Raw genomic sequence first — 26,157 nt, 5'->3', positions numbered from 1 at the left:
GAGTCCGGCTCGGGGTGGCAGAACCAGAGCAGGCGCGCGTCCGGGCCCAGCAGCGCCACGGAGGCCTGGTTGGAGAGCATCGACATGCGCTCGATCGGGACCGGCCGCTCGCGAGGTTCGGCGCAACAGGCCCGATGTTCCGGGGCAGCCCCCGTCGCCTCGTGTGTGCCCGCAGCTCCCTGTGTGAGAGTCACCCCGCCGCCTTTCTCCGCGCCTTCGGGTCCGGGGACCACGTCGTCCCCGAACACACCGGTTCACTGCCCGGCGAGAAGAACCTAGAACAGGGGTGAACAGGCACACAGCGGGTTTCACCGGACCTTAGGTGTCAGCTAAGGGACTCTTAAGGTCCGGGCCCGGTCCTTCCAGGGAAAACCGATTGCCGGGGCGCGAACCCCCGTGGAACGCTGACCTTCCGCACCGCCGAAGCGTGCGCGGAATTCGTGAGCAACAGGAAGAGCGGTCGTGGGCTACGTCGACGTCAACCAGGTGACACACACCCTCCCCGACGGGAGGGTGCTGCTGGACGGGGTGTCGTTCCGGGTCGGCGAGGGGTCCAAGACCGCGCTCGTGGGCGCCAACGGCGCGGGCAAGAGCACCCTGCTGCGTCTGGTGCGCGGTGAGTTCACGCCCCAGTCGGGCGCGGTCACCGTCGACGGCGAACTGGGGGTGATGCCTCAGTTCGTGGGACACGTGCGCGACGCCACCACCGTGCACGAACTCCTGGTGTCGGTCGCCCCCGCGCCGGTGCGCCGGGCCCACGCGGACCTGGAGACGGCCGAGGGGGCCATGATGCTCTCCGAGGACGAGGCCACGCAGATGCGCTACGCGGAGGCGATCGCCCGGTACGGCGACGCCGGAGGCTACGAGGCCGAGGTGGTGTGGGACCAGTGCTGTGTGGCCGCCCTGGGTGTGGCCTACGAACGCTGCCGGTGGCGGGAGGTGCGCACGCTCTCCGGCGGTGAACAGAAACGGCTGGTGGTCGAGGCGCTGCTGCGCGGACCGGCGCCGGTCCTGTTGTTGGACGAGCCGGACAACTACCTGGACGTGCCCGGCAAGCGCTGGCTGGAGGAGGCGCTGCGCGCCACCCCCAAGTCGGTTCTGTTCGTCTCGCACGACCGCGAGCTGCTCAGCCGGGTCCCCGACCGGATCGTCACGGTGGAGCTGGGCGCGGCGGGCAACGACACGTGGGTGCACGGCGGGGCCTTCAACACCTACCACGAGGCCCGGAGCGAGCGGTTCGCCCGCCTGGACGAGCTGCGCAAGCGGTGGGACGAGGAGCACGCCAAGCTCAGGGCGCTGGTCTCCATGTACAAGCAGAAGGCCTCCTACAACTCGGACATGGCCACCAGGTACCAGTCCGCGCGGACCCGGTTGAGCCGGTTCGAGGAGGCGGGGCCGCCCCAGCAGCAGCCCCGGGACCAGAACCTGCGGATGCGGCTGCGCGGCGGGCGCACCGGCAAGCGCGCCCTGGTGTGCGAGAAGCTGGAGCTCACCGGGCTGATGCGCCCCTTCGACCTGGAGGTCTGGTACGACGAGCGGGTCGCGGTGCTGGGCTCCAACGGTTCGGGCAAGTCGCACTTCCTGCGGTTGCTCGCCGGTGGTGGCGACGACCCCGAGTCCTCGCTGGTCCCGGAGGAGGAGCGGGCCGGGATCGCACCGGTTCCGCACACCGGGCGGGCCCGGTTGGGCGCCCGGGTGCTGCCAGGCTGGTTCGCGCAGACCCACGAGCACCCGGAGTTCCTGGGGCGCACGCTGCTGGACATCCTGCACAGCGGTCAGGGACACCGCCGGGGCCTGCCCCGCGACGAGGCGGGCCGGGCCCTGGACCGCTACGAGCTGGCCCTCAGCGCCGAGCAGCCGTTCGACACCCTCTCCGGAGGCCAGCAGGCCCGGTTCCAGGTGCTGTTGCTGGAGCTGTCGGGAACGACGATGCTGCTGCTCGACGAACCCACGGACAACCTGGACGTGGTATCGGCGGAGGCGTTGGAGGCGGCGCTGGACGCCTACCAGGGGACGGTCCTGGCGGTCACGCACGACCGCTGGTTCGCGCGGGGCTTCGACCGTTTCGTGGTGTTCGGCGCCGACGGTCGGGTGTACGAGGCGGACGAGCCGGTGTGGGACGAGACCCGGGTCCGACGAGCCAGGTAGAGGGCGGGCCGCGCCCCGGCGGCAGGGGCAACATATTCTGGTACAAAACAACAGAAAATGAGAAGAAGGCACCCCATGCCGTATCCCCCAGGCCGCTGGAGCCCCCTGCCGCTGCTGTTCTCCCTCGTCGCGCTCGTGGTCGCGGCCTCCGCCACACCGGCCCACGCCCACCCCAGCGAGGAGTCACCGGGGTTCTACGCCGACATGTTGGACCGCCATGACGGCGTGTTCGTCAGCGAGGAACTCGCCGGTCACCTCGACCGCTGGGAACTCGCCGACGACCTGCGTGCGCGCGTGCACGAGGAGGGCGTGCCCCTGGACGTCCTGGTGGTCGCCCACCCCACCGACGCCGACCTCGACTGGTTGGCCGACGAGGTACACCACATCAGCAAACGCTCAGTCGTGGTGTTCTCACCGCACACGAACCACGTGCACGCCTCGGCTCTGCGCGCGGCGGGGCTTCCCTCGAAGGCCGCGGACTACACGTCCTACACGGGTGCCTACCCTGAGGATCCGCGCGACCAGCTGGACCGGCTGCTGCGTGCCGCCTCCTACTCGGACCTGGACGAACGCACCGCCCGCGCCAGGACCGAGTTCGTCCGGAGTGTCGGAGGGGAACCAGAGCCGGACTCCGTCGCGGCGGGGTTTCCGTCCCAGCGCTGGCTCACCGTCACCTGGCCGTCCTCGGTCGGTTTCGTCGTCAGCGGCGTGTGCGCCGCCCTGGTGGTGGGCGGCGGGGTGACGGTGCTCCGGCGTCGTGGGGCGGGTGCGCGGTGAACCTGCCAAGTCTCCCGGGTCCGGCCTCGGCCCTGGTGGCGTCGGCGCTGCTGACATCCGTACTGCTTCCAGGCGCGGCGGCAATGGCGCGTACCTCGTCCGAGGGGCCGAGCACCGTGGCGGAGATCGAGGACCTGACCCGGGTCGCACGCGTGGCCGAGGAACTCGAACAGAACCCGGTCCACGTGAGCCATCTGTTGCCGGTACAACCCGATGAGGAGGTCCGGCTCGCGATGGCGGGCCAGGTCGCGGACGCCCTCGACGGCGACGTCCCCCTGTACGTGGTCATGTACGCCGCTCCGCCCACGGACGAGACCGGCGGCCAGCCGACCCTCTTCCTGCACGCCCTGCACGAGGTGAGCGGCGCTCCCGGGGTCTACGTGGCGGTGACGACGGACGGCCGGTTGGCCACGGCGGCCTTCGACAGCCCCGTCACCCCCGTGATCGACGATGCGGCCCTGCCGCGCGCCCTCAGACCCGTGGACACCGTCAGCGCTGTCGTCGCCGAACTGGAGGAGTCTCCGAGGACCCCCGTGGAGGCCACACCGCTCACCCGTGACGCCGCCCCCGACGTGGAGCAGGAGACCCAGCTCCCGACGTCGCGGGTCGGACGAGGGTGGGAACTGGCCATTCCAGGAGCGGTGCTCGGTCTCGCGGTGGCCGGCGTGTACCTGAGGTGGTCCGCCCGGTTCACCTCCCCCGCGCCCGACCAGGTCTCCGGAGCCTGGTTCGCGCTCGCGAGCCGCGGCTCCCGCAGCCGGATCCGGAACAGGTTGGCCAGGGAGCTTCGCTCACTGCGCCGGGAGTTCGAGGCGACCCCATCGGACCACCCCGGGCTGCCGCGCGCACGGGAGGCCTACGACGCCGCCGGGCTCATCGCCTGCTCCCGTGGCCTTCCGGCCACGGCACTGGTCTGCGGCCTGGTCCTGGCCCGACACGGGCGGCGGGCGCTCGCCCATCCCTTCGCGAGCGGAGTCCCCTGCCGGAACAATCCCCTGCACTCCCCTGCCACGGAGCGGCGCGACTTCCATCTGGACGCCACTCTGCGCCGGTGGAGGGTGTGCGAGGCGTGCGCGGACACGCCGAACGCCCGAGGAGAGGCCATGTACCTCCGTCACGGCGGACGCCGCGTCCACGTGTCCGACATGGACGACCCCTGGACCATGATCGCTCTGGACGGCCGGGAGCCGTTCGCTCAGGCCCGAACACTGCTGGGAGTCCGATCATGACCCGAACCCTCACCGCCCTGTTCGTCTCCCTGCTGGTGTTGTGGCCCGTACCCGCCTCGGCCGCCCTACCCTCCGACGCGAACGCCACGAGCCGGATCCTCTCTCCGCTGGTGGTCGCCGAGCACCTGGCCGAGGAGCCCGTCTACGTCCACCCCGACAGGTACGTCAGCACCGAGTCGTCGTTGGTGCTGTCCGAGGACCGGGCCCGGGATCTGAACGACCGCGTCACCGAGGAGCTTCCGGGCGTGTACCTCGCCGTGACTCCCTGGCCCAACGCGCCCAGGTCCATGGGCACCGCCGTGGTCAACCGGAGTGAAGCGGAGGGCACGTTCCTGCTCGTCGGAGACGGTCTCACCGTGATCTCCGTGCGTTCCGAGGGGGACAAGGTACCCGGCCCCTCCTCGGACACGGTGCGGATGGTTCTGGCGGTGGTCAACCAACGCCCGGACCTGGCCCGCGCCGACCTGGGCGATCGGCTCGACATCGCCTTGGACCTGCTGGGCGACGAGGAGGCGGCGGCTCGCGAGTACGAACGGATGTCGTCGGACGGTGACCCGGGTGGTCGCGCGCTCTCCCTCGTGGTCGTGCTGCTCGCCGCGCTCCCGCTGGTGGGCCTCGCCGTGTGGGCCCTGCGCCGACGCGCGCTCCGACCGGTCCGGGTCGTCCCTCTCTCCGAGGCCGTGGTCGACACGGTGGACTCCGCCGCCCGGGAGGAGCTGCGCCGGGAACTCGCCCGGGACCTGCCCTCGTACGGTCGCAGGGTGGCAGGCTTCAAGGGTCCGCGCTCGCGGGCGGCGAAGGCCCTGGCCGCCTACGAGGCCGCCGCGCGTGTGCTGGACACCGCCGGTGACGTGTCCGACCTGGTCGGGGTGCGCGTACTCCTGGACCACTGCGAAGCGGCGCTGACCGCTGGGCCGTCCCCTCGCCACTGCTTCTTCGACCCCCGGCACCAGGGTGTGAAGGCCCCGGCCAGCCTGCGGGTGCCAGCCAGTCCTCGCGCGACGACGGTCCCGGCCTGCCCCGACTGCCGACGCGACGTCCACGCCCACGTGCCCCCGAGGGCCGTCCTGGACTCCTCCTATGGCCTGCCGTCGCCGTACTACGCGGTACCCGCCGAGCAGAGTGTGTGGGCGGCGACCGGGTACGGCACGCTCGCCCCGGATCTGGTCGAGCGGGTCCTGAGCGGTGGTGCCCGGGGCTGAGTCCGGGTGTCCGTCGCACGGGTCGGCGGCGGACGCCGGGAGGGCGTTCTTCGTCACGTCGGGGCCCGGTCGTGGAGGTGTCCGCGGTCGGGCCCCGACGCGCGTCCGGGGCCCCACCGCTCTCGGGAAGCCTGTGGGGGCGGGAGGTGCGGCGCTCGGCGCGGGCTCGGGAGGAGACCGTCCACCATCGGTGCACACCACAAACGGTGACGGGGTCGGAGCCGTGTGCTTTTGTGTCTTCCTCCAGTCGAACCCCCCGAATTTGCATGTCATTTCAGATCATCCGATGATTTGGAGCGCGATCGATCCACACCGGAAGGCCCCACCACGATGAAGTTCCCCAAGGGCGGCTCGGACACTGTGTCCGACGGCCGGGCTCCCGACGCCACCGAGCGGCCCGAGGACGAGCGTCCGCCGCTGCGGTTCCTGGTCACCTACGGCATCCAGCACATCCTCGCCCTGTACGCCGGTGTCGTGACCCCGCCGCTCATCATGGCCGCCGCGGTGGGACTGGACCCGTTGGAGACGGGTCTGATCATCAGCGCGGCCCTGTTGGTCGCCGGTCTGATGACACTGGTCCAGACGCTGGGCGTGTGGCGCTTCGGCATGCGCATGCCGCTGGTGATCGGTGCGTCGTTCATCCCCATCACCGCGATGACCGCGATCGGTGAGTCCAGCGGCCTGCCCGCCGTCTTCGGCGCCTCGATCGTCGCCGGTCTGTTCGGCATCCTCATCGCACCCGTGATGGCCAGCCTGATCCGGTTCTTCCCCCCGGTGGTCACCGGCAGCGTGATCACCGTCGTCGGACTCTCCCTGATTCCCGTCGCGATCGGCTGGATCACCGACAACAGCGAGACCGGCGCCCCCTCCGACACGAACCTGCTGCTGGGCGGGTCGACCCTGCTGATCATCCTGGTGCTGTCCAGGGTGCTGCGCGGGGTGTGGGGCCGCGCCTCCATCCTCCTGGGCATGGTGCTGGGCACCCTGCTGGCCGCCGCCATCGGGGCGGTCGACTTCGGCTCGGTCGGCACGGGGCCGGTCTTCTCCCTGCCCACGCCCTTCCACTTCGGCCCGCCGGAGTTCCAGGTCGCCGCGATCATCACGATGTGCGTGATGATGATCGTGATCCTGTCCGAGGGCATGGCCGACATCCTCGCGGTGAGCGCGGTCGTGGGCAGCAAGGTGGACGGACGCCGCCTGGCCGACGGCCTGCGCGCCGACGCCGCGACCGCTGTCGTCGGTCCGCTGTTCAACTCCTTCCCGGGCAGCACGTTCAGCCAGAACATCGGCCTGATCGCGCTCAACAAGGTGCGCAGCCGCTACGTGGTGGCCGCTGGCGCCGTCCTGCTGCTCGTCATGGGCCTCTTCCCGATCCTGGGCCGGGTCGTCGCGATGATCCCCTCCCCCGTCCTGGGCGGTGCCGGTCTGGTGCTGTTCGGTTCGGTGGCGGCCGCCGGGATCCAGACGCTCGGCAGGGTGGACTACGAGGACAACCAGAACATGGTGATCGTGGCCGTCTCACTCGGCTTCGGCGTCCTGTCGATTGTCTCGCCCGACTTCTTCGCCACCTTCCCGGACTGGGCCACGATGATCCTGCACTCGGGCATCGTCACGGCCACCGCCTCCGCGTTGGTGCTCAACGTGGTCTTCAACGTCCTGGGGGGTAAGGCTCGGCTACAGCGGGCCGAGCCAGCTCCCGTGGACTGAGCCGCGTCACCACCAGGGCGCCACACCGCCGACTACGGACACGGGGCCGGGCCACCACCGGCTCCACCTACGACGGCCGCCAGTACTGGGCCGCCCACATCACCCACGACAACGGACGAGGTGCCTACCGTGTGACCCACCAGCACGGACCGGCCTCGCGCGAACTCGACTTCGCGAGGTGGACCGCAGTGCGCTGAGTGCCGACGATCACTCGGGCCGCGCCGTCACCTCCGCCCAGCGGATGTGGCGGCGCCGCCAGGACGCGTGGTGCTTCCCGAACCCACTCACCCGTTCGCTCCCGGGTCGATTCCCGCGCTGGCCAGAACCTGGTCGAACAGCTCTGCGGCGTCGGCGGGGGTGGCACTGTTGTACAGGTCGTTCCAGACTTTCAGGGTCACCCGCACCGCCGCCGCGGTCGTCTCCACTGCCATCCGAACCCCCAGCTCCCGCTCCACGCTCCACTCCCCCTCGGCCATGAAGTACTCCAGCAACTCCTGGGCCCTCTGCGTGTCCAGGCGCAGTCCTGCGGTGTGCAGTGCCGGGCTGGTGAGCATCAACGCCCTGACCCGCAACATCTGCTGGGCCGCCTCCCCCTCGCCGCGGCCGTAGTCCGCCAACACCCGCGAGTAGACCCCGCAGAGCGTGGACAGCGGAGAACTCCGACCCCCCTGGTCGAGATAGCGGCGCAGCGCCACGCCGAAGTCGTGGTGAATGAGCAGCGCCGCGTCCTCCTTGGTGGCGAAGTGTCGGAAGAAGGTCCGCTGAGAGACCTCCGCCCGCTCCACGATGTCGTCGACCATGGTGCGCTCCACCCCCCGCTCCTCGAAGAGTTCGAGTGCCACCTGGCTGATCTCCGAGCGCGTGCGCCGCTTCTGCCTCTCCCGCAGGTTGGGGCGGCTCGGCGTCGTCCTTGTCGTGTCCCTGGTCATCATCACCCCTTCACTCGGGCGGTAGTCGGCCCGCCCTTACTCGTGCCATGATTGCAGACGCACGCTTAATGTCAGTAGCTGCCACATGGACAGCGGCAAGCATTGTGAGTTCTCATGCACCACCCCTCCTCGACAGAGGACACCGGAGCGGTCACACCGCGCTCCGCCCGACCCGGAATCGTTCTGACCGTGGTGAGCCTGGGCGCCGCCATCGTCGCCCTGGACGGCACCGTCATCTCCGTGGCCAACCCCGACATCGCCGCCGACCTGCAACCCACCCTGTCCGGCCTGCAATGGGTCACCAACGCCTACCTGCTGGCGATCGCCTCGACCCTGGTCGTCTTCGGCCGCGCCGCCGACCGCTACTCCCGCAAGGGTTTCTGGCTCACCGGCATCGGCCTGTTCACGTTCTCCTCCCTGATGATCGCCCTGTCCACCAGCATCAACACGCTCATCCTGTGGCGCGTGGTCCAGGGCTTGGCGGGCGCGCTCATCATGCCCGCCGGGGTGGGACTGCTCCGAGCCACCTTCTCCGGCCCCGCCCTGAGTCGGGCGCTGGCGATCTGGAGCGGATGCACGGCCATCGCGGCCGCGGCGGGCCCGGTGGTCGCCGGCCTGCTGGTCCAGATCCAGGGATGGCAGTCGGTTTTCCTCATCAACGTGCCCATCGGTGTCCTCGCACTGATCCTGGGCGTCCTGCACCTGCGCGACCAACCGGGCTCCGCGCGGAGCGGAGGCCTGGACACCCTGGGCGCGCTCCTGCTGGCGCTGGCCATGGTCAGCCTCGCCTGGGGCGTGCTCCAAGCCGAGCATGGACACATCGGAGCCGACATGCTCCTCTACCTCGGCTCGGCCGTGGTCCTGGGGGCGCTGTTCGTGTGGCGTCAGCGCCGGGCCGCCGAGCCTCTGTTGGACCTTTCCGTCTTCGCCAATCGCACCGTCCCGGCCGCAGCGCTGCTGGTGGTCCTCGCCTTCTTCACCCTCTACGGCACCCTGTTCTTCCTGACCCTGTACATGCAGCGCGTCCAGGGAGCCAGCGCCTTCGAGGCAGGAATGCAGGTCATGCCGCTGACCGCCGCCCTGGCCGTGGCCTCGGCCCTGGTGGGCCAGCTCAACGCCCGGGTGGGTCCCCGGCCCGCGCTGCTCATCGGCATGGCGATCGTGGCGGTCTCGGCCTTCGGCCTCTCCCAACTCCAGGTCGAGAGCACCTACCACGCGCTGTGGCCATGGCTCATCGGCATGGGTCTGGGAATCGGCATGGTCTCGGTCGCCAGCACCGACGCCCTGGTCAGCAACGTGCGCCCCGAGCTGAGCAGTGTCGCGGGCGGCTTGCAGCAGACCGCCTCCCAGATGGGCGGGGTCATGGGCACCGCAGTGCTCACCACCCTGCTGTCGACATCGGTCGCCGCAGGGCTGGCCGGTGAGCTGTCCGCGAGAGAGGTCGCCCCGGAGCAGGCCCAGTTCGTCCTGGACCGCGCCGAACGTGTCTCCCAGGGAGAGGTCCCGGTGCCCGAAGGGACCGATCCCGCCACCGTCGAGGCGATCGTGGAGGCCGGACACACCACTTTCGTCGCGGGTATGACCCAGGCGATGTCGGTGGCGGTGGTCATGGCGCTCATCGGCATGGTGGCCGCTCTCCTGGTGCGCCGGGGCGAACACTCCTCGGAGGACACCGTCGTCATGCACTGACCGGCTCGGACAGCGCGAGCTTCACGAGGTTCCTCAAGGTCAGTCCCCGCGAGAGGGCACTGCGGGGGCTGACTGGCCCACGACGGCGGCCACGGGGAACCCAGGGAGGGTTTCCACACCCTGGCCCGCCGCTACGGGGCCGAGGACACACCACCGGGTAACGGGAGTCCACTGGCCGAAGCCGGCCGATCACACGAGTTCCCCCGATCCCGGAAAACGATCCCAGGAAGACCCGGTTCCCACTCACGCACGGTGGACTTCTGGTGCGGGTCGAGGCGCATCCCGGCCCGCGCCTCGTGTTTCACGGGGTCGTGGAACGTTCTGGTCTTCGCCCTCGGGGCCGGGGCCTTCTCTCCGGGAGAACGTGTTCAACTCGTGGACGCGGAGTCGGACAGGCGTTCTCCTTCGGTGGCCGAGGTGACCGATGCCGCGGACCACAACACCCCCAGGGCCCAGCCACTCGGAACGCCAGGGCACCCCGCGTCGAACCGCCGACAGCGACCACCCAACAGGTTCACATGTGCACACATGCGCACCTATGTGTATTCTGTGGCTCCCGTGCCACCAACCCGAGTGAAAGGCACAAACGTGCTGGGAGTCCTACACAACCGCGCCTACCGACGGCTGTTCTCGGCCCAGCTGATCGCCCTGGTGGGCACCGGCTTGGCCACGGTCGCGCTGTCCCTGCTCGCCTACGATCTGGCCGGTGCCAACGCCGGTTCGGTGCTGGGCACCGCTCTGACCATCAAGATGGTCGCCTACGTCAGCGTGGGCCCGATGGTCGGAGCCCTGGCCGCACGCCTTCCCCGCCGGGCCTTCCTGGTGGGCTCGGACCTGGTACGGGCTGGCGCCGCCCTGTGCCTGCCGTTCGTCGACGCCATCTGGCAGGTCTACGCGCTCATCCTCCTCCTGCAGTGCGCCTCCGCCGCCTTCACCCCCGTCTTCCAGGCCACCATCCCCGACGTGCTGCCCGACGAACGCGAGTACACCCGGGCGCTCTCCCTGTCACGCCTGGCCTACGACCTGGAGAACCTGTTCAGCCCCACCCTCGCGGCCGCACTGTTGCTGGCGACCACCTACCAGGGCCTGTTCACCGGTACTGTCCTGGGGTTCTGCGCCTCGGCACTGCTGGTTCTCTCCGTCACCCTGCCCCGCCCCTCCCCGCAGCGGCGCAAGGAGGGCTTCTGGCGTTCCACCACGCTGGGGGCACGCATCTTCGTCGCGACCCCGCGTCTGCGGGCTCTGCTGGCCCTGGACATGGCGGTGGCGGCGGCCACGGCTGTGGTCCTGGTGAACACGATCGTGATCGTGCGCGAGACCCTGGACCGGGGGGATCAGGAGGTGGCCATCGCTCTCGGCTCCTTCGGGGCCGGGTCCATGATCGTCGCCCTGGTTCTGCCACGGCTGCTGGACCGGGTGAGCGACCGCGCGGTGATGCTGCCCGCCGGGTTCGTTCTCGCAGCGACGCTGGGCGGCGCCGCGGCGGGAAGCGTCCTGGCACCCGAAGGCCTGCTGTGGCCACTCCTGCTGGCTTCCTGGGTGCTCCTCGGAGCTGGCACCTCCTTGGTGTTGACCCCCTCGGCGCGTCTGTTGCGCCGCTCCTGCACACAAGAGGACCGGCCCGCTCTGTTCGCCGCGCACTTCTCGCTCTCCCACGCCTGTTTCCTGCTCACCTACCCCGCGGCCGGTTGGCTGGGTGTCCTCGTGGGGATCCCCACCACGCTGTCGGTCTTCTCGGTGGTGGCTCTGTTCGCCTCGGCCGTGGCGGTCCATCTGTGGCGGGCGGGCGAGCCGGGCCCGCTGACCCACCTGCACACCGAGCTCGGACCGGACCATCCGCACCTGGCGGACGCCGAGTGGGTGGGGTCCGGGTACCGGCACCGGCACGAGTTCCTTGTCGACGAACTGCACCCGCGCTGGCCCCGCTTCGTCCACACCACCGCTGACCCAGGCCCCACTGTCGCCTAGGATGCAAGGGTGAGCAGCGATGACAAGGCGATGACCCAGAGCCTCTTCCACGAAGACGCCCCCCAAGGCGAACAGCTCTCCGTGGCCGCGTCCGTGTTTCAGATGCTGGCCGAACCCACCCGCCTCCACCTGCTGTGGACCCTGGCACGCGGGGACGCGGACGTCACCACCCTGAGCCAGCACACCGACGCCTCACGCACGTCGATCAGCCAGCACCTGGCCAAACTCCGACTGGCCGGCCTGGTGGTCTCCCGACGGGAGAGCCGCCACATCGTCTACTCCATGCCCGACGGCCACCTGCGTCGCCTGGTACAGGAAGCGTTGAACTACGCCGACCACCAGGTCACCGGAGAACCTCCCCACTCCTGAACCACGATCATCACCGGATCGCTCATCCGCCCACAAGCGCTCGACGCGCCCGTCGACCGGGGCCGCTCCGTCGTTCGCGGAACGGCCCCCGGGCCCCGACCGCTCCCGTCCGGGACTACGGACGCAGTACGACCGGCAGCTCCTTCATGCTGTTGACCACGATGGAGGGGTGGTGCTCCAGCTCCTCGTCCGCGACGGCCAGCCTGAGGTCGGGGAAGCGCTCGAACAGCAGGGGCAGGGCGATCTGTCCCTCCATCCGGGCCAGATGGGAGCCCGGGCACACGTGCGGCCCGTACCCGAAGGAGATGTGGCGCCCCTTCTCCCGGGTCAGGTCGAAGGTGTCCGGGTGCGGCTCCTCGCCGTGCTCGTCGCGGTCGCGGCTGATCGCGCCGTAGGAGGTCATCAGGGCCTCGCCCTTGCGGATGGTCTGCCCGCCGAGCTCCACGTCCTCCGTGGCGAACCGGAAGATCATGTTGGAGGTGGGCGGGTCGAAGCGCAGGGTCTCCTCCACCACCGTGTCCCAGCCGACCCGGCCCTCCTTGACCAGGTCGAACTGCTCAGGGTGGGCCAGCAGGGCGCGCACGGCGTTGCACAGCAGGTTCACCGTGGTCTCGTGCCCGGCGGCCACGACCACCTGGAGGGTTCCGCGCACCTCCAGGTCGGTGAGGGCGTCACCGTTCTCACCGGCGTTGAGGAGTTCGGTGGTCAGGTCCTCGCCCGGGTTGGCGCGCTTGTCCGCGATCATGCCCTCGTAGTAGCGCTCCAGGGTCGCGTAGGTCTCCAGGAACTCCTCGGGACCGGTGACCGCGCTGAAGAACTTCACGTACATGTCGCGCAGGTAGCCGTGTTCGGCCGCGTCCACGCCGTAGAGCTCACCGATCACGCTCATGGGGAGCTTGAAGGCGAACTCGTTCTTGAGGTCCAGCGGCTCGTGGGCCCCGGTCTCCAGACCGTCCAGCAGCTCCACGGTCAGGTCGTGGACCCGGGGGCGCAGGCGCTCCACGCTGCGGGCCGAGAAGGCCTTGGCGGTGAGCAGGCGCAGGCGCTTGTGCTCGGCGCCGTCGGTGCCCAGGAGATTGGTGGGGGTGGGCGGGATGGTGCTCATCAGCGGCCACGCTTCGGGGATGCGACCCTTCTGGAAGTCGTCCCAGTGGGCGATGTCCTTCACCAGCCGGGGGTCGGTCAGCGCCGCGCGCGCGGCCTCGTGCCGGGTGACGGCCCAGGCGGTCACCCCGTCGGGCAGCTCCACGCGGGTGACCGGTCCGGCGGCGTGGAGGTACTCGCGTTCGGCGCGCAGGTTCTTGACGTAGGGGTCCAGCGTGACGATTCCGCCGGATCCGTGCTCAACGGGACAGGACATCGGTGCACTCCTCGGGTCGGTACGGGGGATGGTGGGGTACGCGGGGATCGGGGGCACTCGGGGGCCGTTGCGGTCAGAGGCCCCCGTACGGGTCGGTCGGTGTGAAGGTCACGGGGAGGGAGGCGACCCCTCGCACCCATGGGGAGGGGCGCCAGCGCAGTTCCCCGGCGGGAACGGCGAGTTCGATGTCGGGGAGCCGGTCGACCAGCACCTCGACACCGGTGACGGCGATGATCTCGGCGATCTCCCGGGCCGGGTAGGGGCACTGGTGGGGCCCGTGCGAGAACGACAGATGGGCCTGGCTGCCCCGGTCACCGATCCGGCCCGCCGTGGAGCGCACGAGCGGGTCCCGGTTGGCGCCGGATATCCCGAGGAGCACGAGGTCTCCCTGGCGGATGAGCTGGCCTCCCAGCTCGACGTCGTGCGCGGCGAAGCGACCGGCGTGGATCTGGGTGGGGGTGTCCTCCCACAGGACCTCGTTGAGGGCCTCCTGCACGCTGTTGCGGGCGCCGGCGATGGACGCGCCGAACCGGTCGTCGGTGAACATCAGCCGCAGCGCGTTGCCCAGCCACTCGGCGGTCGGCTGGTTGCCGCCGCCCAGCAGGACGATGAGCTCCGGGACCGCCTCCTCGTCGCTGTACCCGGCGGGGTGGGCGAGCAGCCGGGAGACCACGTCGGGCCCGGGCCTGACACGGCGGTCCGCCACCAGTTCACTCATGGCGGCCATCAGTGTCTGCTGGGCGACCATGGCGTCGGGGCCGCCGTCGATCATGGTGTTCATGTTGTCGGCGAGGTGGTCGCCTCGCACGTCGTCCAGCCCGTACATCCAGCTGAGCACGAGCGCGGGCAGCCGTGCCGTGTACGAGGTGCGCAGGTCCGTGCCCTCGGTGGCGCAGAAGGCGTCGATGAGCCGGTCGGCCATGCGCGCGGTGGTGGTGCGCAGCTCGTGCAGGTCGGTGCCGGACAGGGCGTCGGTGAGCGCACCGGTGCGGCGGCGGTGCTCGGCCCCCTCGGTGTAGAGCACCGACGGCAGCTGGATCACCATGGGCAGCATCGGCCAGTCGGCGGGGACCAGGTGCCACGCGTTCCAGCGGCTGGAACTGCGCGCGAACACGGTGGTGTCGTTCATCACCTGGTGCAGTTCCCGGTAGCCGACGACCAGCCACGCGGGGATGTCGCCCTCCATCCGCACGGGCACGACCGGCCCGTGTTCGGACCGCATCCTCTCGTAGAGACCGCCCGGGTCGGACTGGAACTCGGGTCCGTACATCCGGACGGGGCAGCCGGTCATCGGGGACCTTCCGTGATCAGGGAACGCACGTGCTCCACCAGGGCGATGAGCACCTTCTTGGCCGAGCCGCGCTCTCGGGCGTCACAGCGCAGCAGGGGGATGCCCGGGTCCAGGTCCAGGGCGGTGCGGACGTCCTCGAGGGAGTGCTCGGACTCGCCGAAGTCGTTGTGCGCCACGACGAAGGGCGTGCCCTGGTCCTCCAGGCGGTCGATGGCGTAGAAGCAGTCCTCCAGACGCCGTGTGTCGACCAGGACGACCGCTCCCAGCGCGCCGGTGAACAGTCGGTCCCACAGGAACCAGAAGCGTTCCTGTCCGGGAGCGCCGAACAGGTAGAGGACCGAGGTGGCGTCGAGGGTGATGCGGCCGAAGTCGAAGGCGACGGTGGTGGTGCGCTTGCCCTCGACCCCCTCCAGGTCGTCGATGCCCGTCCCGGCCCGGGTCATGGTCTCCTCGGTGGTCAGCGGGCGGATCTCGCTGACGGAGCTGACCATGGTGGTCTTGCCGACCCCGAAACCGCCGACCACGGCGATCTTCAGGGCCTGTTCGGTACTGTCCGCCAGCGGGGTCACCTGCTGGTCGGTGTGAGCGGGTTCAGAGGTTGTGGAGTGCAACGAGCACCTTCTCCAACACGTCCGGGGAGGCCAGGGGGTGCGCCGGTGAGGGCGCCGGGGCCGGGTGGCGGGCGCTCACCCGGCCGGTGTCGAGGAGGTCGGTGAGCAGGATGCGTGTGACCGCCACGGGCAGGCGCAGGTGCGCGGCGACCTCCACCACCGCCATGGGGCTCACGCACAGGCGCAGGATGGCTGCGTGCTCGGACTGCATCCCGGGGACGGGCGCGCTCTCCGTGACGATGAGGGTGACGGCGTCCAGGGACTCGTCGCCGCCTCGGCTGCGGCCCGAGGTGATGATGTAGAGCCGGTCCGGGCTCTCCCGTCGGTACGGGCTCACTCGGCTTCGGCCCCGGCTCGGGACGGCGTGGTCAGGTGCTCACCCATCTGCTCGACCAGTTCGTTCATGTTGTGGCCGACCAGACCCGGTTCGGCCTCCCCGTTGGTGATGACCGCCAGGTGTGTGCCGTGCCCCGCCTCGACGATGAAGAGGAGACCGCCGTAGAACTCGGCCATGGCCTGTCGGACCCCGCCCCGGCCGTCGCCGAACTCCACCGAGGCGCTGTGCGCCAGGCTCTGCACCCCCGCGGCGATCGCGGCCAGGTGGTCGGCGCTGTCGTTGCCCAATCCTGAGGTGTGGCACAGCTTGAGGCCGTCCCGGGAGAGCACCAGCGCGTGGCGGGTGCCGGGGGTGCGTTCCAGCAGGCCTTCGAGCAGCCAGGTCAGCGTCTTGAGGTCCATCATGCTTCCTTCGGTGAGTCGGTCGTCTCCTGGCCGCGCACGGCGGAGCGGAACGCGCCGAACCCCGTGGAGGGAGTACGGGGCCCGGCCTCCTTGGGGGCGGGCCGGTTGCGTTCCGCCGCCGCGAGGGACTGCCCCCGGCGACGCATCGGCAGCCCGCTGTCCGCTCTGGGGGCGGGGGCCGTGTCGGCGGGAGGGGCCGCCGTCTCGCGGGAGGAGGGCTCGGGAACGGTGATCGGCTGTGCGGGGACGCTGGCGGGCAGCGGTTTGACGATGCGCTGCGGCAGGAGCAGGACCACGGCTGTGCCTCCCCTGGAGGAGGAGCGGAAGGAGACCTCGAGACCGTAGCGCTGGGCGATACGGCCGACGACCGACAGTCCCAGGCGGGTCCCGGAGATGGTGGTGATGTCGAGGCCGTCGCGGACCGCAGCGCGGGCCCGGCGCAGCGCTTCCTCACCCATGACGAGGCCGCCGTCCTCGACCATGACGGCGATGCCTGCCTGCACCTCCTCCACGTGCACGTGGACCTCGGCGGTGGGCGGGGAGAACTTGGCCGCGTTGTCGAGGATCTCGGCGAGGGCGTGGATGACGCCCTCGGCTGCGAACCCGGCGACCGCCAGGTTGGTGACACTGTGGGTGCGCACCCGCTGGTAGGCGCCGATTCGGCCCATGGCTCCGCGCAGGACGCTCTCCATGGGGATGGCGCGGCCCCAGCGACGCCCCGACCGCGCACCGGTGAGGATCGCGATGCTGTCGGCGACCCGGCCGGTCTGCGCGGTGGTGTGGTCCAGTTGCATGAGGTCGCCGAGGACGTCGGTCCCGGCGTCGCCGTCGCCGTGGCGTTCCTGCATGCGGCGCAGGTCGGCGAGCATGGTGGTGGACAGCGCCTGGACCCGTCCCGCGGCGGTGGCGCAGGCGGCCATGGCGGCGGAGCGGCGGCGCTCGGAGGCGGAGACCTCGGCGGCCACGCTCCGCAGGACGGCGGAGATCGCGGGGTCCGCGACGTCGGGCATCCGGTGCAGGACGGTGTCTGCGGAGTCGCCGGACCGCAGCTGCTCGACCATGCGGGGCAGGAGCTCTACGGAGAGCGCGGCGGTCTGGGAGCGGGCCGTGTCCACCCGGGCGCGGAGCTCGGCGACCTGACGGTCCCTGCGTGCCAGGAGGAGGGCGAGGACGAGGATCAGCGCGAGCGCGACCCCTCCAGCAGCCAGGACCGGGACCCATGCGTCGGGTCGGGTGGCCCAGAGCGCCCACCCCCAGGCTGGCAGGGCCGGTACCAGGACGAGCAGCCAGCGCGGGGCGGTCGCGCCCACTGGCGGCGCTCCGTCGGGACGGGGGGTTTGGTCAGTCATGGCGCTCCATGTCCGGACACGTCCTCACTATTTACACACGCCTAAGAGCACGCCGATCGGGCATCCTCAGCCCACGTGCACTGTTGTGTTACATAGGCGGCGTTAAGGTCTTCAACCTGCCCTTTGTTCACACAGCGAGCAAAGATACCACCTGCCCCAACCGGCTCCCATGCCAGAACAATGACGAATACCTGAGTTAACCGACAAAGTCAGTGATACCGCCCGGGGGTCCATACAACTCCACACCGGACCGGGAAGCGGCCATCCGGGGAATCGGCACAGAACACCGGACGAAACCGAAGAACCTTTCCTGAACTGCGCGAACGCGCGAATACGGAACTGTCCGAAAACCCGCCGCCGCCAACCACCGCGACTGGCAACAGCGGTGAACCGGGTACCCCGCGACGGCATGACGGGCTGGCGGTGTGGAACCCGGGATCGGGTGAGTCGGAGTGGAGGCGGGGACTTCGAAGGCCGCACGTTCGGAGTGGTGCAGGTCACCACCACCGGACGGGCCCGGCGGGGCGGGGCCTCACGGCTCGGGCGGGCTCCCGCGTCCGCCGAGGAGGTTCGACCTCAGGTCAGTGGGGAATCTTGACGTGGACCGACGCGTTACACCCCGCGAGACCGCACAAGCGCCTGGAGGCACCCACACGATGGCCGAGCGAGCACTTCGCGGCACACGGCTCGGGGCGACGAGCTACGAGAACGACCGCAACACCGACCTGGCTCCCCGGCAGGAAGTCACCTACGACTGTACCCGGGGTCACCGCTTCTCGGTCACCTTCGCGACCGAGGCCGAAATCCCCGCCGAATGGGAATGCCGTTTCTGCGGCGACCGCGCACTGCGTCGTGACGGCGGCGGCGAGGAGCCCAAGAACACCAAACCGGTCCGTACCCACTGGGACATGCTGTTGGAACGCCGCAGCATGGAGGACCTGGAAGAGGTTCTCGCCGAGCGGCTGGAACTGCTCCGCGCCCGTCGCCGTGAAGAGGCGGCGAAGGTCGAGGAGATCGCCAAGCAGCGGCAGAGCGCCTGACCCTGGGACGGCCCCGACGGCCTGCCCCACGACGGATACGGGGGCGGTGGACATGGTCCACCGCCCCCGTCGTCGTGTCCGGGAATCGAATTTCGGGAGAGGCCCGGTCAGGCCCCGGTACCGAAGGGGTCCTGGGTGTGGCCCACGAGCTCCTTGACCGACCCGATCACGCGGGTGGGCCGGTACGGGAACTGGTCGGCGGTGTCGCGTCCGGAGATGCCCGAGAGCACCAGGACGGTCTGGAGACCGGCCTCCAGGCCGCTGAGCACGTCGGTGTCCATGCGGTCGCCGACCATCAGGGTGTTCTCCGAGTGCGCCCCGATCCTGCGCAGAGCCGACCGCATCATGAGGGGGTTCGGCTTGCCCACGAAGTAGGGGCGGCGGCCGGTGGCCTTCTCGATCAGCGCGGCGACCGCGCCGGTCGCGGGCAGCGGACCCTCGGCGCTGGGCCCGGTCTCGTCGGGGTTGGTGGCGATGAACCGCGCGCCGTTGCGCACCAGGCGGATGGCGCGGGTGATGGCCTCGAAGCTGTACGTGCGGGTCTCGCCCAGCACCACGTAGTCCGGGTCGCGTTCGGTCATCACGTAGCCCACGTTGTGCAGGGCGGTGGTCAGACCCGACTCACCGACCACGTAGGCCGAGCCACCGGGGCGCTGGGTCTGGAGGAACTGGGCCGTGGCCAGCGCGGAGGTCCAGATGGACTCCTCGGGGATGTCCAGCCCGGTGTTGAGCAGTCGCGCCCGCAGGTCGCGCGGGGTGTAGATGGAGTTGTTCGTCAACACCATGAACGGGGTCCCCTGCTCGCGCAGCTCCGCGATGAGCGTGTCCGCTCCGGGGATCAGGTGCTCCTCGCGTACGAGCACGCCGTCCATGTCGAAAAGGTAGTTCCACTCGTTGCTCACGTGCCCATTGTGCAGGTACGGACCACTAAGGCGCCATTCCTACCGGCCGGTATCCGCGTGTTGGGCGCTTGAGACTGCTCACACCGGTCACACCGGGGGCCAGGGGACGGAGGGCCAGTCGGGAGCGGGGTAGGGGTGGATGCCGTGGTGGATGAGAAGGTCCACACGGGTCCGCACAGCGTAGACCTCGGGGCCGGTCAGGTGGCTGGCCAGCGCGACGCCCAGGGGGTCGTCCGGGTCGCGGAGGCGGGTCCGCAGCGAGGCCAGTGCGATCAGCGCCTCGTCTGTCAGGGGCAGCCCCTGCCACTGCCACAGGACGGTGCGCAGCTTGTAGTCCTCGGCGAAGGACACCCCGTGGTCGCAGCCGTACAGGTGCCCCTCGGGCGTGGGCAGCAGGTGGCCGATCTTGCGGTCCGAGTTGTTGATCACCGCGTCCAGGACGGCCATCCGGCGCAGACCCGGGTGCTCGGTCTCCCGGGAGAGCGCGACGAGGTCGACGGTGGTGTCCCCGTGCACCCACAGCTGCGCCATGCCCTCCCCGTAGGGGCCGTCCCGGTGGACGGTGGGCGGCACGACGGACCACCCGAGCGCCTCGGAGACCGCGTGGGCCGACACCTCCCGACCGGCGAGCGTGCCGTCCGGGAAGTCCCACAGCGGCCGCTCCCCCGCCACCGGCTTGTACACGCACACGGCCGACCGGGTGCCGTCGGAGACCGTGCAGTAGAGGGTGGCGTTGGAGGCGGCGGTCAGACGGCCCTTGACGGTGATCTCGCCCCGGCGCAGCAGATCCAGTCCCTCGGCGGGGGTGAGCCCGCCGAAGGCCGCCGTGGCCACCGTGGGGGGCGGGTCCGCGGCGGTGGGGCAGCCGGTGGTGTCGTCGTCCACGAGGTCCCTCAGACGAGACGGTCCGGGCGGTAGCCGTTCTGGCGCGCGCAGATGTGGCCGTTCGGGTCCAGGGGGCGTCCGCAGAGCGGGCAGTCGGGGCGACCGGCGGAGACGACCTTCAGCGCGCGGTCGGCGAAGGCGCGCGCCTCGCCGGGGCTGAGGTAGACGCGCAGGACGTCGCGGTGGGCGGGGGCCTCCTCGGCGAAGACCTCCAGCTCCTCCTCGTCGTCGTCCTCGACCAGCTCCTCGGTGGCGGTCTCGTCGATCTCCTGCGCCTCGATGATGACGCGGGCCGCCTCGGCGTCCCAGGCCAGCGCGAGGGTGCCCACCCGGAAGTCCTGCTCGATGGGCTGTTCCAGCGGACCGTCGTCCTCGGGCGGGGCCGCGTCGTCCGGTGGCGCCCCGAAACGGCGGTGCACCTCTTCCAGCAGCTCCTCGATTCGGGTGGCCAGGGCCTCCACCTGGGCCTTCTCCAACACGACGCTGGTGATACGACCCTCACCGACGGCCTGGAGGAAGAAGGTGCGTTCCCCAGGCTGACCCACGGTTCCGACGACGAACCGTTCCGGCGGATTGAACTGAAAGACGGGCATGAACAGCACCCTAAGGGATGACGGTGACACGGTGCGATACGGCCGCGTTCCGGGGTCGTGTCCTGGTCGGGCCCGGGCCGACGACGCCGGCGGCGTCCCGCGTCCTCCCCTCCCCGCACGGGGTCCGCGGGGCGCACGCCGGTCAGTCGTCTCCGGGTACCCGGCCCGCCCCGCCGCCGACCGCCGCGTCCCCCCGGGTCTCCGCCGCCGTGGGCAGGGCCCCGGCCAGCGGTTCGCCCGTGTCGTTGAGCTTGTTCAGGAAGGGCCGGGTCCGGGTGTAGGTGATGGAGGTGACCGAACACGGGTCCACGCGCAGGCGCTGGAAGAGGTCGAGGTGCATACCTAGGGCGTCCGCGATGATCGCCTTGATCACGTCGCCGTGGCCGCACACCACGTACACGGGTGGGGCGGAGCCGGGCGAAGCCTGTTCGAGCAGTCGGCCGTTCCAGTCGCGGACGGCCTCCACGGCCCGGGCGGAGGTTGTGGCCAGGGCCTCGCCGCCGGGGAAGCGGGCCGCGCTCGGATGGTCCTGGACCACCCGCCACAGGGGTTCGGCGGACAGGTCGGTGAGGGTCCGGCCGGTCCAGCTGCCGTAGTCGCACTCGACGAACCTGTCGTCGGTGGTGACGGTGGTGCCCAGCCGCTCGGCGACGGCCTCGGCCGTCTCCTGGCAGCGTTCGAGCGGGCTGGACACGAGCGCGGCGGGGGTGAGCCCCGCCAGCCGTCCGGCCAGGCGGGAGGCCTGGTCACGACCCACGTCGTTGAGGTGGATGCCGGGGGCGCGACCGGCCAGGCGCGGCCCGGTGGCGTCGGTCATTCCGTGGCGGACGAGCAGGAGGGTGATCGCCTCGGGCGCGGACGCTCCGCCTGGTGCGTCCCGGTGCCCGGCGGGGGTGTCGGCTGGGGTGTCAGCAGGTGTGGCCATGGCACCAGGGTAGGTCGGCCACGGCCTCGGGGCGGGCCACCGCGACCGGTGGCCCGCCCCGAGGGTCGGAACGTCCTGGGGTGTCCGAGAGCGGGACTGGAACGGGGCGGGTCGGCTAGCCGACTCCGGCTCCGCCCTCCGGGGCGAGGACGCCCGTGGAGACCAGCACGATGATGAGCACGCCCAGGGCGATGCGGTAGTAGACGAACGGCATGAAGCTGTGCGTGGTGATGAACTTCATCAGCCACGCGATGACCACGTAACCGATCACGAAGGCGACGAGGGTCCCGACGATGGTGGCGCCCCAGCCCGCGTACTCGTTGCCGCCGATGTCGAGCATCTTGTACAGGCCCGAGGCGAACACGGCGGGCATGGCGAGCAGGAACGCGAACTCGGCGGCGGCCGGTCGGGAGAAGCCGAGCAGACGGCCACCGGTGATGGTGGCGCCCGAGCGGGAGACCCCGGGGATCAGCGCGAGCGTCTGGAACAGGCCGAAGGTCAGGCCCCGGCCGAGCGTGAGGTCCTCCAGCTCGTTCTGTTTGCGGGCGAAGTGGTCGACGGCGCCCAGGAGGAGGCCGAAGACGATGAGGGTCAGGGCGATGAGGCGCAGGTCCCGGAAGACGCCCTCGATCTGGTCCTCGAAGAGCAGGCCCAGGACACCGATGGGGATGGTGGCGAGGATGATGTACCAGCCCATGCGGGCGTTGACGTCGGCGCGAAGGTCCCGGTTGACCAGGGAGCGGCACCACACGGAGATGATCGCCCACACCCGTCTGCGGAAGTACACGACCACCGCGAGTTCGGTGCCGATCTGGCTGACGGCGGTGAAGGCCGCTCCAGGGTCGGACCAACCGAAGAAGGCCGCGAAGACGCGCAGGTGGGCGCTTGAGGATACTGGCAGGAACTCGGTGAGCCCTTGGATGAGGCCGAGAACGACCGCCTCGAAGATGGACACTCGGTACGGACTTTCGTGACGGGTCCGAGCCCACCGGGGGCACGGACACGAACCAGATGGGGTGACGGCCCGGACGGCCCGCGCGACGAGAGGTCGCGCGTCGGCGCTGGTCCGGCCCCTGCCGACAGTACGCAGCCAAGGTGTACCCAGGGCCTACTTCCGATGAACACGGTAATCTCCGCCGCATGGAACAGCGACAGGTGGGCAGATCAGGGCTCTGGGTGTCTCGTACCGCCCTCGGCACGATGAGCTGGGGAAACGACACCTCCGAGGAGGAGGCCGGGCAGCAGCTCACCGCGTTCGTCAACGCGGGGGGCACGCTCGTGGACACGGCGGACATCTACACGGGCGGCCAGAGCGAGCGGATTCTGGGACGGCTCCTGCGCGGGGTGGTGCGCCGCGAGGACGTGGTGGTGGCCACCAAGAGCGGGCACACGCCCGAGGCGTACCGGCCGGTGGACGGTTCCCGCCGCCACCTCCTGGCGTCGCTGGACGCGTCGCTGCGGCGCCTCCAGACGGACTACGTGGACCTGTGGCAGCTGCACGTGTACGACCCCCACACGCCGCCGGAGGAGACGCTGTCCGCGATGGAGACGGCGGTCGCGTCGGGCAAGGCCCGCTACGTGGGCACCGGTGACCTCAAGGCCTGGCAGTTCGCCACCTTGGCCACCTGGCAGCGCGCCCAGCCGGGGCGGGTGCCGCTGGTGAGCGCGGGCACCGAGTACTCGCTGCTCAACCGGGGCGCCGACCACGCGCTGCGTCCGGCCGCCGCGGCCAGCGAGGCGCACGTGATCGCGTGGTCTCCCCTGGGGCGGGGCGTGCTCAGCGCCAAGTACCGCAACGGGGTCCCCGCGGACTCCCGCGCCGCGTTCCCGCACATGGCCCCCTACGTGGAGCCCTACCTGGACGACCGCAGCCGCCGCGTGGTCGAGTCGGTGTGCACGGCGGCCGAGGGGTTGGGGGTCTCTCCGCTCGCCGTGGCGCTGAGCTGGGCGCGGGACCAGGAGGGTGTGGCCTCCGCCGTGGTGGGTCCGCGCACGCTCTCCCAGCTGGAGGAGATCCTGTCCGTGGAGAGCGTGCGGCTTCCCCCCAAGATCCGCGACGCCCTGGACGACGCCACGGCCGGTCCCGAACGCTGACCGGCCGCGCGCCGAGGGCTCACTCGCTGGGCGGGATCGGGAAGTTCTGGTCGAACACCTGGTCCGGGTCGTACGCGGCCTTGAGCGCGCGCAGACGACCGAGCGCGGGTTCGGGGAAGGCCTCGGCGAGGACCTCGGGCCCGGTGCGCGTGTCGAAACTCAGGTAGAGCCCCCGAGCCGTCGCGTCCAGCTCCGCCCAGCGACGGTCCAGGACGTCAGCCCGGCGCCCCATGGCGGCCAGGGAGAAGTTGGCCGAGCGGTGAGGGTAGGCGGTGGCGTCGGCGGCGACGTCGTTGACCGCCCCACCGACCTGGCGCAGCTGCGCGAAGTAGGCGTCGCCCGTGGCGAGCGCCCGGGCCACAGCCTCAGCGGACTCGTCGGTGATGTGCTCCAGCAGGGCCGAGCGGGCGACCGGGGTCTGGCCGCCCTCGTGCGGACCGGCGTGCCCCACCAGGATCGCCGGGTAGGGGGCGACCTGCGCGCGCTGGTCCAGGACCGGTCCGACCTTGAGGAAGGGCTCCAGGGCCTGGACGGCGGCGTCCGTGTCGTCCCCCGCGAACACCACCATGGCCTGCGCCACGGGCCCCTGTCCTGCTCGGCCCTGTCCCAGGGCCAGGAAGGCGGTGACCTCGCGCGGGGCGGACTCGGCGACCTCGCCCCAGGTTCGGAGGAAGGCCGCGGTGTCGGCGGCGTCGTAGGCGATCTGGGCGAGGACGACGTCCCGGACCGGGGCCGCCACGGCCTCCACGGAGGTGATCACCCCGAAGTTGGCCCCGGCGCCGCGTACCGCCCAGAAGAGGTCGGGGTGGTGTTCTGCGTCCACCCTCAGGTGTTCACCAGCGGCCGTGACCAGTTCGACCGCGGTGAGGCGGTCGATGGTCAGCCCGTGGGCGCGGGACATGTATCCCAGGCCCCCGGTGGTGGCGATCCCGCCGACCCCCACTCCCCCGTGGTCGCCCGAGCTGATCGCCAGCCCGTGCTGGTGCAGCACCGCGCCGACCTCCCCCCAGCGGGCACCGGCGCCGAGACGGACGCGGCCGGTCGCGGCGTCCAGGACCTCGACCCCGTTCATGCGGCCGAGGTCGAGGACGACACCGCCGTCGTTGGTGGAGCGGCCGCTGATGCCGTGTCCGCCGCTGCGCACGTTGAGCGGCGCGTCCTGGTCGAGGGCGTAGGCGAGGGCCTCGGCGACCTGGTCGGGACCGGTGGGACGCAGGACCAGCCCGGGACGGCCCCGCTGCATGTACCCGTGCCGGAGCTTGGCGAAGCCCTTGTCCCCGGGTTCGACCGCCGTGTCGCGCAGGCCGTGCGGGACGGCGTCGTAGTCGATGCCGGGGCGGCGTGCGGTCAGGGCGGCGACGGGACGGACCGGCCCGGTCGGGGTCCCGGTGCTGGTGCGTTCGGCCTCCACCGCCCGGCGCAGGGCGGGGGCCACCTCCTGGCCGAAGGTGTCGATGGCGCGGGGGTCGTCGGTGGGCATGACGAACGTGGCGAACCCCAGTTCCAGGGCCAGGGGCAGCAGCTGCTCGACCCACTGTTCGGGCGGGCCCTGGAGGAAACCGGCGTCGCTCGGGGAGAACGCTGCGCCCGTCAGGTTGAGGAGGCGGCGGATCTGCCGTGGGTCGCGGCCGTGTTCGAGCGCGGATTCGTCGATGGTCGCGTTGAGTCCGGGCAGGTCGTCGAGCTTGGCGTAGCCGAGGCTGGGCAGCCAGCCGTCGGCCTTGGCACCGATGAGCCTGAGCATGCGGGGTTTGTAGGCGCCCAGCCAGATCCCGATGTCGTGAGCGGGTTCGGGGCCGCGCTTCATGCCGTGGACGGAGTAGTGCTCGCCCTGGAGTCGCACCCCTCCCCTGGCGTCGGTGTCCCATACGGCGCGGATGAGGTCGATGGCCTCGGAGAGGGCGTCCACGGACTGGCCGGGGGTGCGGCGTCCGCCGCCCATGGAGTTGATGGCGTCCCAGAAGCCCCCGGCGCCGAGCCCGAGCTCGAAGCGGCCCTTGGAGAGGCGGTCGAGGCTGGCGGCGGCGCGGGCCAGGACGGCGGGCGGGCGCAGGGGCAGGTTGATCACGTTGCCGGAGACGCGGAGGCGTTCGGTGCGGGCGGCGACCCAGCTGAGCAGGGTCCAGGTGTCGAGGAAGTCCGGGTTGTAGGGGTGGTCCTGGAAGGTGGCCAGGTCGAGCCCGGCGGCCTCGGTGAGCTCCGCCAGCCCGACCACGCGGTCGGGGTCCTGGGCGGTCGGCGTGAGGAAGGTGCCGAACTCCAGGGAGTGTCCGTAGTCGGGCATGGCCTGACCTCCTGGGAGGGGATCGTTTGTCGGGCAAATGATGCTCAACACAACTTATCTTCCC

General features: G+C 70.8%; 24 protein-coding genes. 10 read left to right on the top strand and 14 right to left on the bottom strand.

The genetic code is table 11. The features are described from left to right. On the bottom strand, positions 1-194 hold a 194-nt coding region (locus tag BDW27_RS27830), incomplete at its 3' end, for a trehalase-like domain-containing protein (RefSeq protein WP_233515799.1). 268 nt (positions 195-462) lie between these two features. Here BDW27_RS27830 and BDW27_RS18210 point away from each other — a divergent pair. The 5 genes from BDW27_RS18210 (at position 463) to BDW27_RS18190 (ending at position 7,063) form a co-directional block, all read left to right on the top strand. After that, on the top strand, positions 463-2,148 hold the full coding sequence (locus BDW27_RS18210) for an ATP-binding cassette domain-containing protein (protein WP_110050477.1): 1,686 nt from the start codon (positions 463-465) through the stop codon (positions 2,146-2,148). A 75-nt stretch (positions 2,149-2,223) separates the two neighbouring features. Next, entirely contained in the window at positions 2,224-2,925 is a 702-nt protein-coding gene (locus BDW27_RS18205) for a hypothetical protein (RefSeq protein WP_017545595.1), read from the top strand. Beyond that, positions 2,922-4,154, top strand: coding sequence for a hypothetical protein (locus tag BDW27_RS18200; RefSeq protein ID WP_146223275.1), 1,233 nt, complete (start codon positions 2,922-2,924; stop codon positions 4,152-4,154). The genes BDW27_RS18205 and BDW27_RS18200 overlap by 4 nt, the downstream gene beginning before the upstream one ends. Continuing rightward, on the top strand, positions 4,151-5,356 hold the full coding sequence (locus tag BDW27_RS18195) for a hypothetical protein (RefSeq protein WP_110050473.1): 1,206 nt from the start codon (positions 4,151-4,153) through the stop codon (positions 5,354-5,356). Before BDW27_RS18200 ends, BDW27_RS18195 begins: the two co-directional genes overlap by 4 nt. Positions 5,357-5,686: 330 nt before the next feature. Beyond that, a complete protein-coding gene (locus tag BDW27_RS18190; RefSeq protein WP_110050472.1) occupies positions 5,687-7,063 on the top strand; it encodes a nucleobase:cation symporter-2 family protein in 1,377 nt (458 codons plus the stop codon). Positions 7,064-7,347: 284 nt separating this feature from the next. On the opposite strand, the gene BDW27_RS18185 is transcribed toward BDW27_RS18190, so the two are convergent. Then, positions 7,348-7,992: a TetR/AcrR family transcriptional regulator gene (locus tag BDW27_RS18185; RefSeq protein WP_158543592.1), complete on the bottom strand. Its 645-nt coding sequence runs from the start codon at positions 7,990-7,992 to the stop codon at positions 7,348-7,350. Between the two features lie 114 nt (positions 7,993-8,106). Here BDW27_RS18185 and BDW27_RS18180 point away from each other — a divergent pair, with 114 nt between their 5' ends. From BDW27_RS18180 to BDW27_RS18170, 3 genes are all read left to right on the top strand, one after another. Continuing rightward, entirely contained in the window at positions 8,107-9,681 is a 1,575-nt protein-coding gene (locus BDW27_RS18180) for an MFS transporter (protein WP_110050468.1), read from the top strand. Between the two features lie 588 nt (positions 9,682-10,269). Further along, entirely contained in the window at positions 10,270-11,649 is a 1,380-nt protein-coding gene (locus tag BDW27_RS18175; protein ID WP_110050467.1) for an MFS transporter, read from the top strand. Between the two features lie 9 nt (positions 11,650-11,658). Continuing rightward, a complete protein-coding gene (locus tag BDW27_RS18170; protein ID WP_017545590.1) occupies positions 11,659-12,018 on the top strand; it encodes a metalloregulator ArsR/SmtB family transcription factor in 360 nt (119 codons plus the stop codon). A gap of 115 nt (positions 12,019-12,133) precedes the next feature. Here the strand turns inward: BDW27_RS18170 and BDW27_RS18165 are convergent, their stop codons facing one another. From BDW27_RS18165 to BDW27_RS18140, 6 genes are all read right to left on the bottom strand, one after another. Continuing rightward, positions 12,134-13,378 carry a cytochrome P450 gene (locus tag BDW27_RS18165; RefSeq protein ID WP_110050465.1) on the bottom strand — a complete coding sequence of 415 codons (1,245 nt, stop codon included), beginning with the start codon at positions 13,376-13,378 and terminating at the stop codon, positions 12,134-12,136. Between the two features lie 73 nt (positions 13,379-13,451). Next, positions 13,452-14,669: a cytochrome P450 gene (locus tag BDW27_RS18160; protein WP_110050463.1), complete on the bottom strand. Its 1,218-nt coding sequence runs from the start codon at positions 14,667-14,669 to the stop codon at positions 13,452-13,454. Then, positions 14,666-15,280 (bottom strand): ATP/GTP-binding protein, encoded by a 615-nt coding sequence (locus BDW27_RS18155; RefSeq protein WP_026129446.1) that lies wholly within the window; start codon positions 15,278-15,280, stop codon positions 14,666-14,668. The genes BDW27_RS18160 and BDW27_RS18155 overlap by 4 nt, the downstream gene beginning before the upstream one ends. Further along, positions 15,261-15,617 carry a DUF742 domain-containing protein gene (locus BDW27_RS18150; protein ID WP_049579794.1) on the bottom strand — a complete coding sequence of 119 codons (357 nt, stop codon included), beginning with the start codon at positions 15,615-15,617 and terminating at the stop codon, positions 15,261-15,263. Before BDW27_RS18150 ends, BDW27_RS18155 begins: the two co-directional genes overlap by 20 nt. Then, on the bottom strand, positions 15,614-16,018 hold the full coding sequence (locus tag BDW27_RS18145) for a roadblock/LC7 domain-containing protein (protein WP_017545585.1): 405 nt from the start codon (positions 16,016-16,018) through the stop codon (positions 15,614-15,616). The genes BDW27_RS18150 and BDW27_RS18145 overlap by 4 nt, the downstream gene beginning before the upstream one ends. After that, complete coding sequence (locus BDW27_RS18140; RefSeq protein ID WP_199560696.1) at positions 16,018-17,370, bottom strand: ATP-binding protein; 1,353 nt, start codon at positions 17,368-17,370, stop codon at positions 16,018-16,020. Before BDW27_RS18140 ends, BDW27_RS18145 begins: the two co-directional genes overlap by 1 nt. Positions 17,371-18,026: 656 nt before the next feature. Here BDW27_RS18140 and BDW27_RS18135 point away from each other — a divergent pair. Beyond that, complete coding sequence (locus tag BDW27_RS18135) at positions 18,027-18,410, top strand: RNA polymerase-binding protein RbpA (protein ID WP_017535724.1); 384 nt, start codon at positions 18,027-18,029, stop codon at positions 18,408-18,410. Between the two features lie 107 nt (positions 18,411-18,517). On the opposite strand, the gene BDW27_RS18130 is transcribed toward BDW27_RS18135, so the two are convergent. The 5 genes from BDW27_RS18130 to BDW27_RS18110 form a co-directional block, all read right to left on the bottom strand. Next, positions 18,518-19,282, bottom strand: a complete 765-nt coding sequence (locus tag BDW27_RS18130; RefSeq protein WP_017545583.1) for an HAD-IIA family hydrolase — start codon at positions 19,280-19,282, stop codon at positions 18,518-18,520. 117 nt (positions 19,283-19,399) lie between these two features. Further along, a complete protein-coding gene (locus tag BDW27_RS18125) occupies positions 19,400-20,146 on the bottom strand; it encodes an SCO1664 family protein (protein WP_051061326.1) in 747 nt (248 codons plus the stop codon). Between the two features lie 59 nt (positions 20,147-20,205). Then, positions 20,206-20,790 carry a DUF3090 domain-containing protein gene (locus tag BDW27_RS18120; RefSeq protein WP_026129443.1) on the bottom strand — a complete coding sequence of 195 codons (585 nt, stop codon included), beginning with the start codon at positions 20,788-20,790 and terminating at the stop codon, positions 20,206-20,208. A 142-nt stretch (positions 20,791-20,932) separates the two neighbouring features. After that, entirely contained in the window at positions 20,933-21,715 is a 783-nt protein-coding gene (locus tag BDW27_RS18115) for an MSMEG_4193 family putative phosphomutase (protein ID WP_026129442.1), read from the bottom strand. A gap of 115 nt (positions 21,716-21,830) precedes the next feature. Continuing rightward, positions 21,831-22,670: an undecaprenyl-diphosphate phosphatase gene (locus BDW27_RS18110; RefSeq protein ID WP_017545579.1), complete on the bottom strand. Its 840-nt coding sequence runs from the start codon at positions 22,668-22,670 to the stop codon at positions 21,831-21,833. Between the two features lie 185 nt (positions 22,671-22,855). On the opposite strand from BDW27_RS18110, the gene BDW27_RS18105 reads away from it, so the two are divergent. After that, the gene (locus BDW27_RS18105; RefSeq protein ID WP_193374248.1) at positions 22,856-23,809 is read left to right on the top strand and encodes an aldo/keto reductase; all 954 of its coding nucleotides are present in this window, start codon (positions 22,856-22,858) and stop codon (positions 23,807-23,809) included. Between the two features lie 19 nt (positions 23,810-23,828). Here BDW27_RS18105 and BDW27_RS18100 read toward each other — a convergent pair whose 3' ends face one another. Next, complete coding sequence (locus tag BDW27_RS18100) at positions 23,829-26,093, bottom strand: LLM class flavin-dependent oxidoreductase (protein ID WP_110050460.1); 2,265 nt, start codon at positions 26,091-26,093, stop codon at positions 23,829-23,831. Positions 26,094-26,157: the final 64 nt, after the last annotated feature.

This window comes from Nocardiopsis sp. L17-MgMaSL7 (assembly GCF_003182025.1).
GTDB classification, from domain to species: Bacteria; Actinomycetota; Actinomycetes; order Streptosporangiales; family Streptosporangiaceae; genus Nocardiopsis; species Nocardiopsis prasina.
This window is presented reverse-complemented; position numbering and strand designations above follow the sequence as displayed.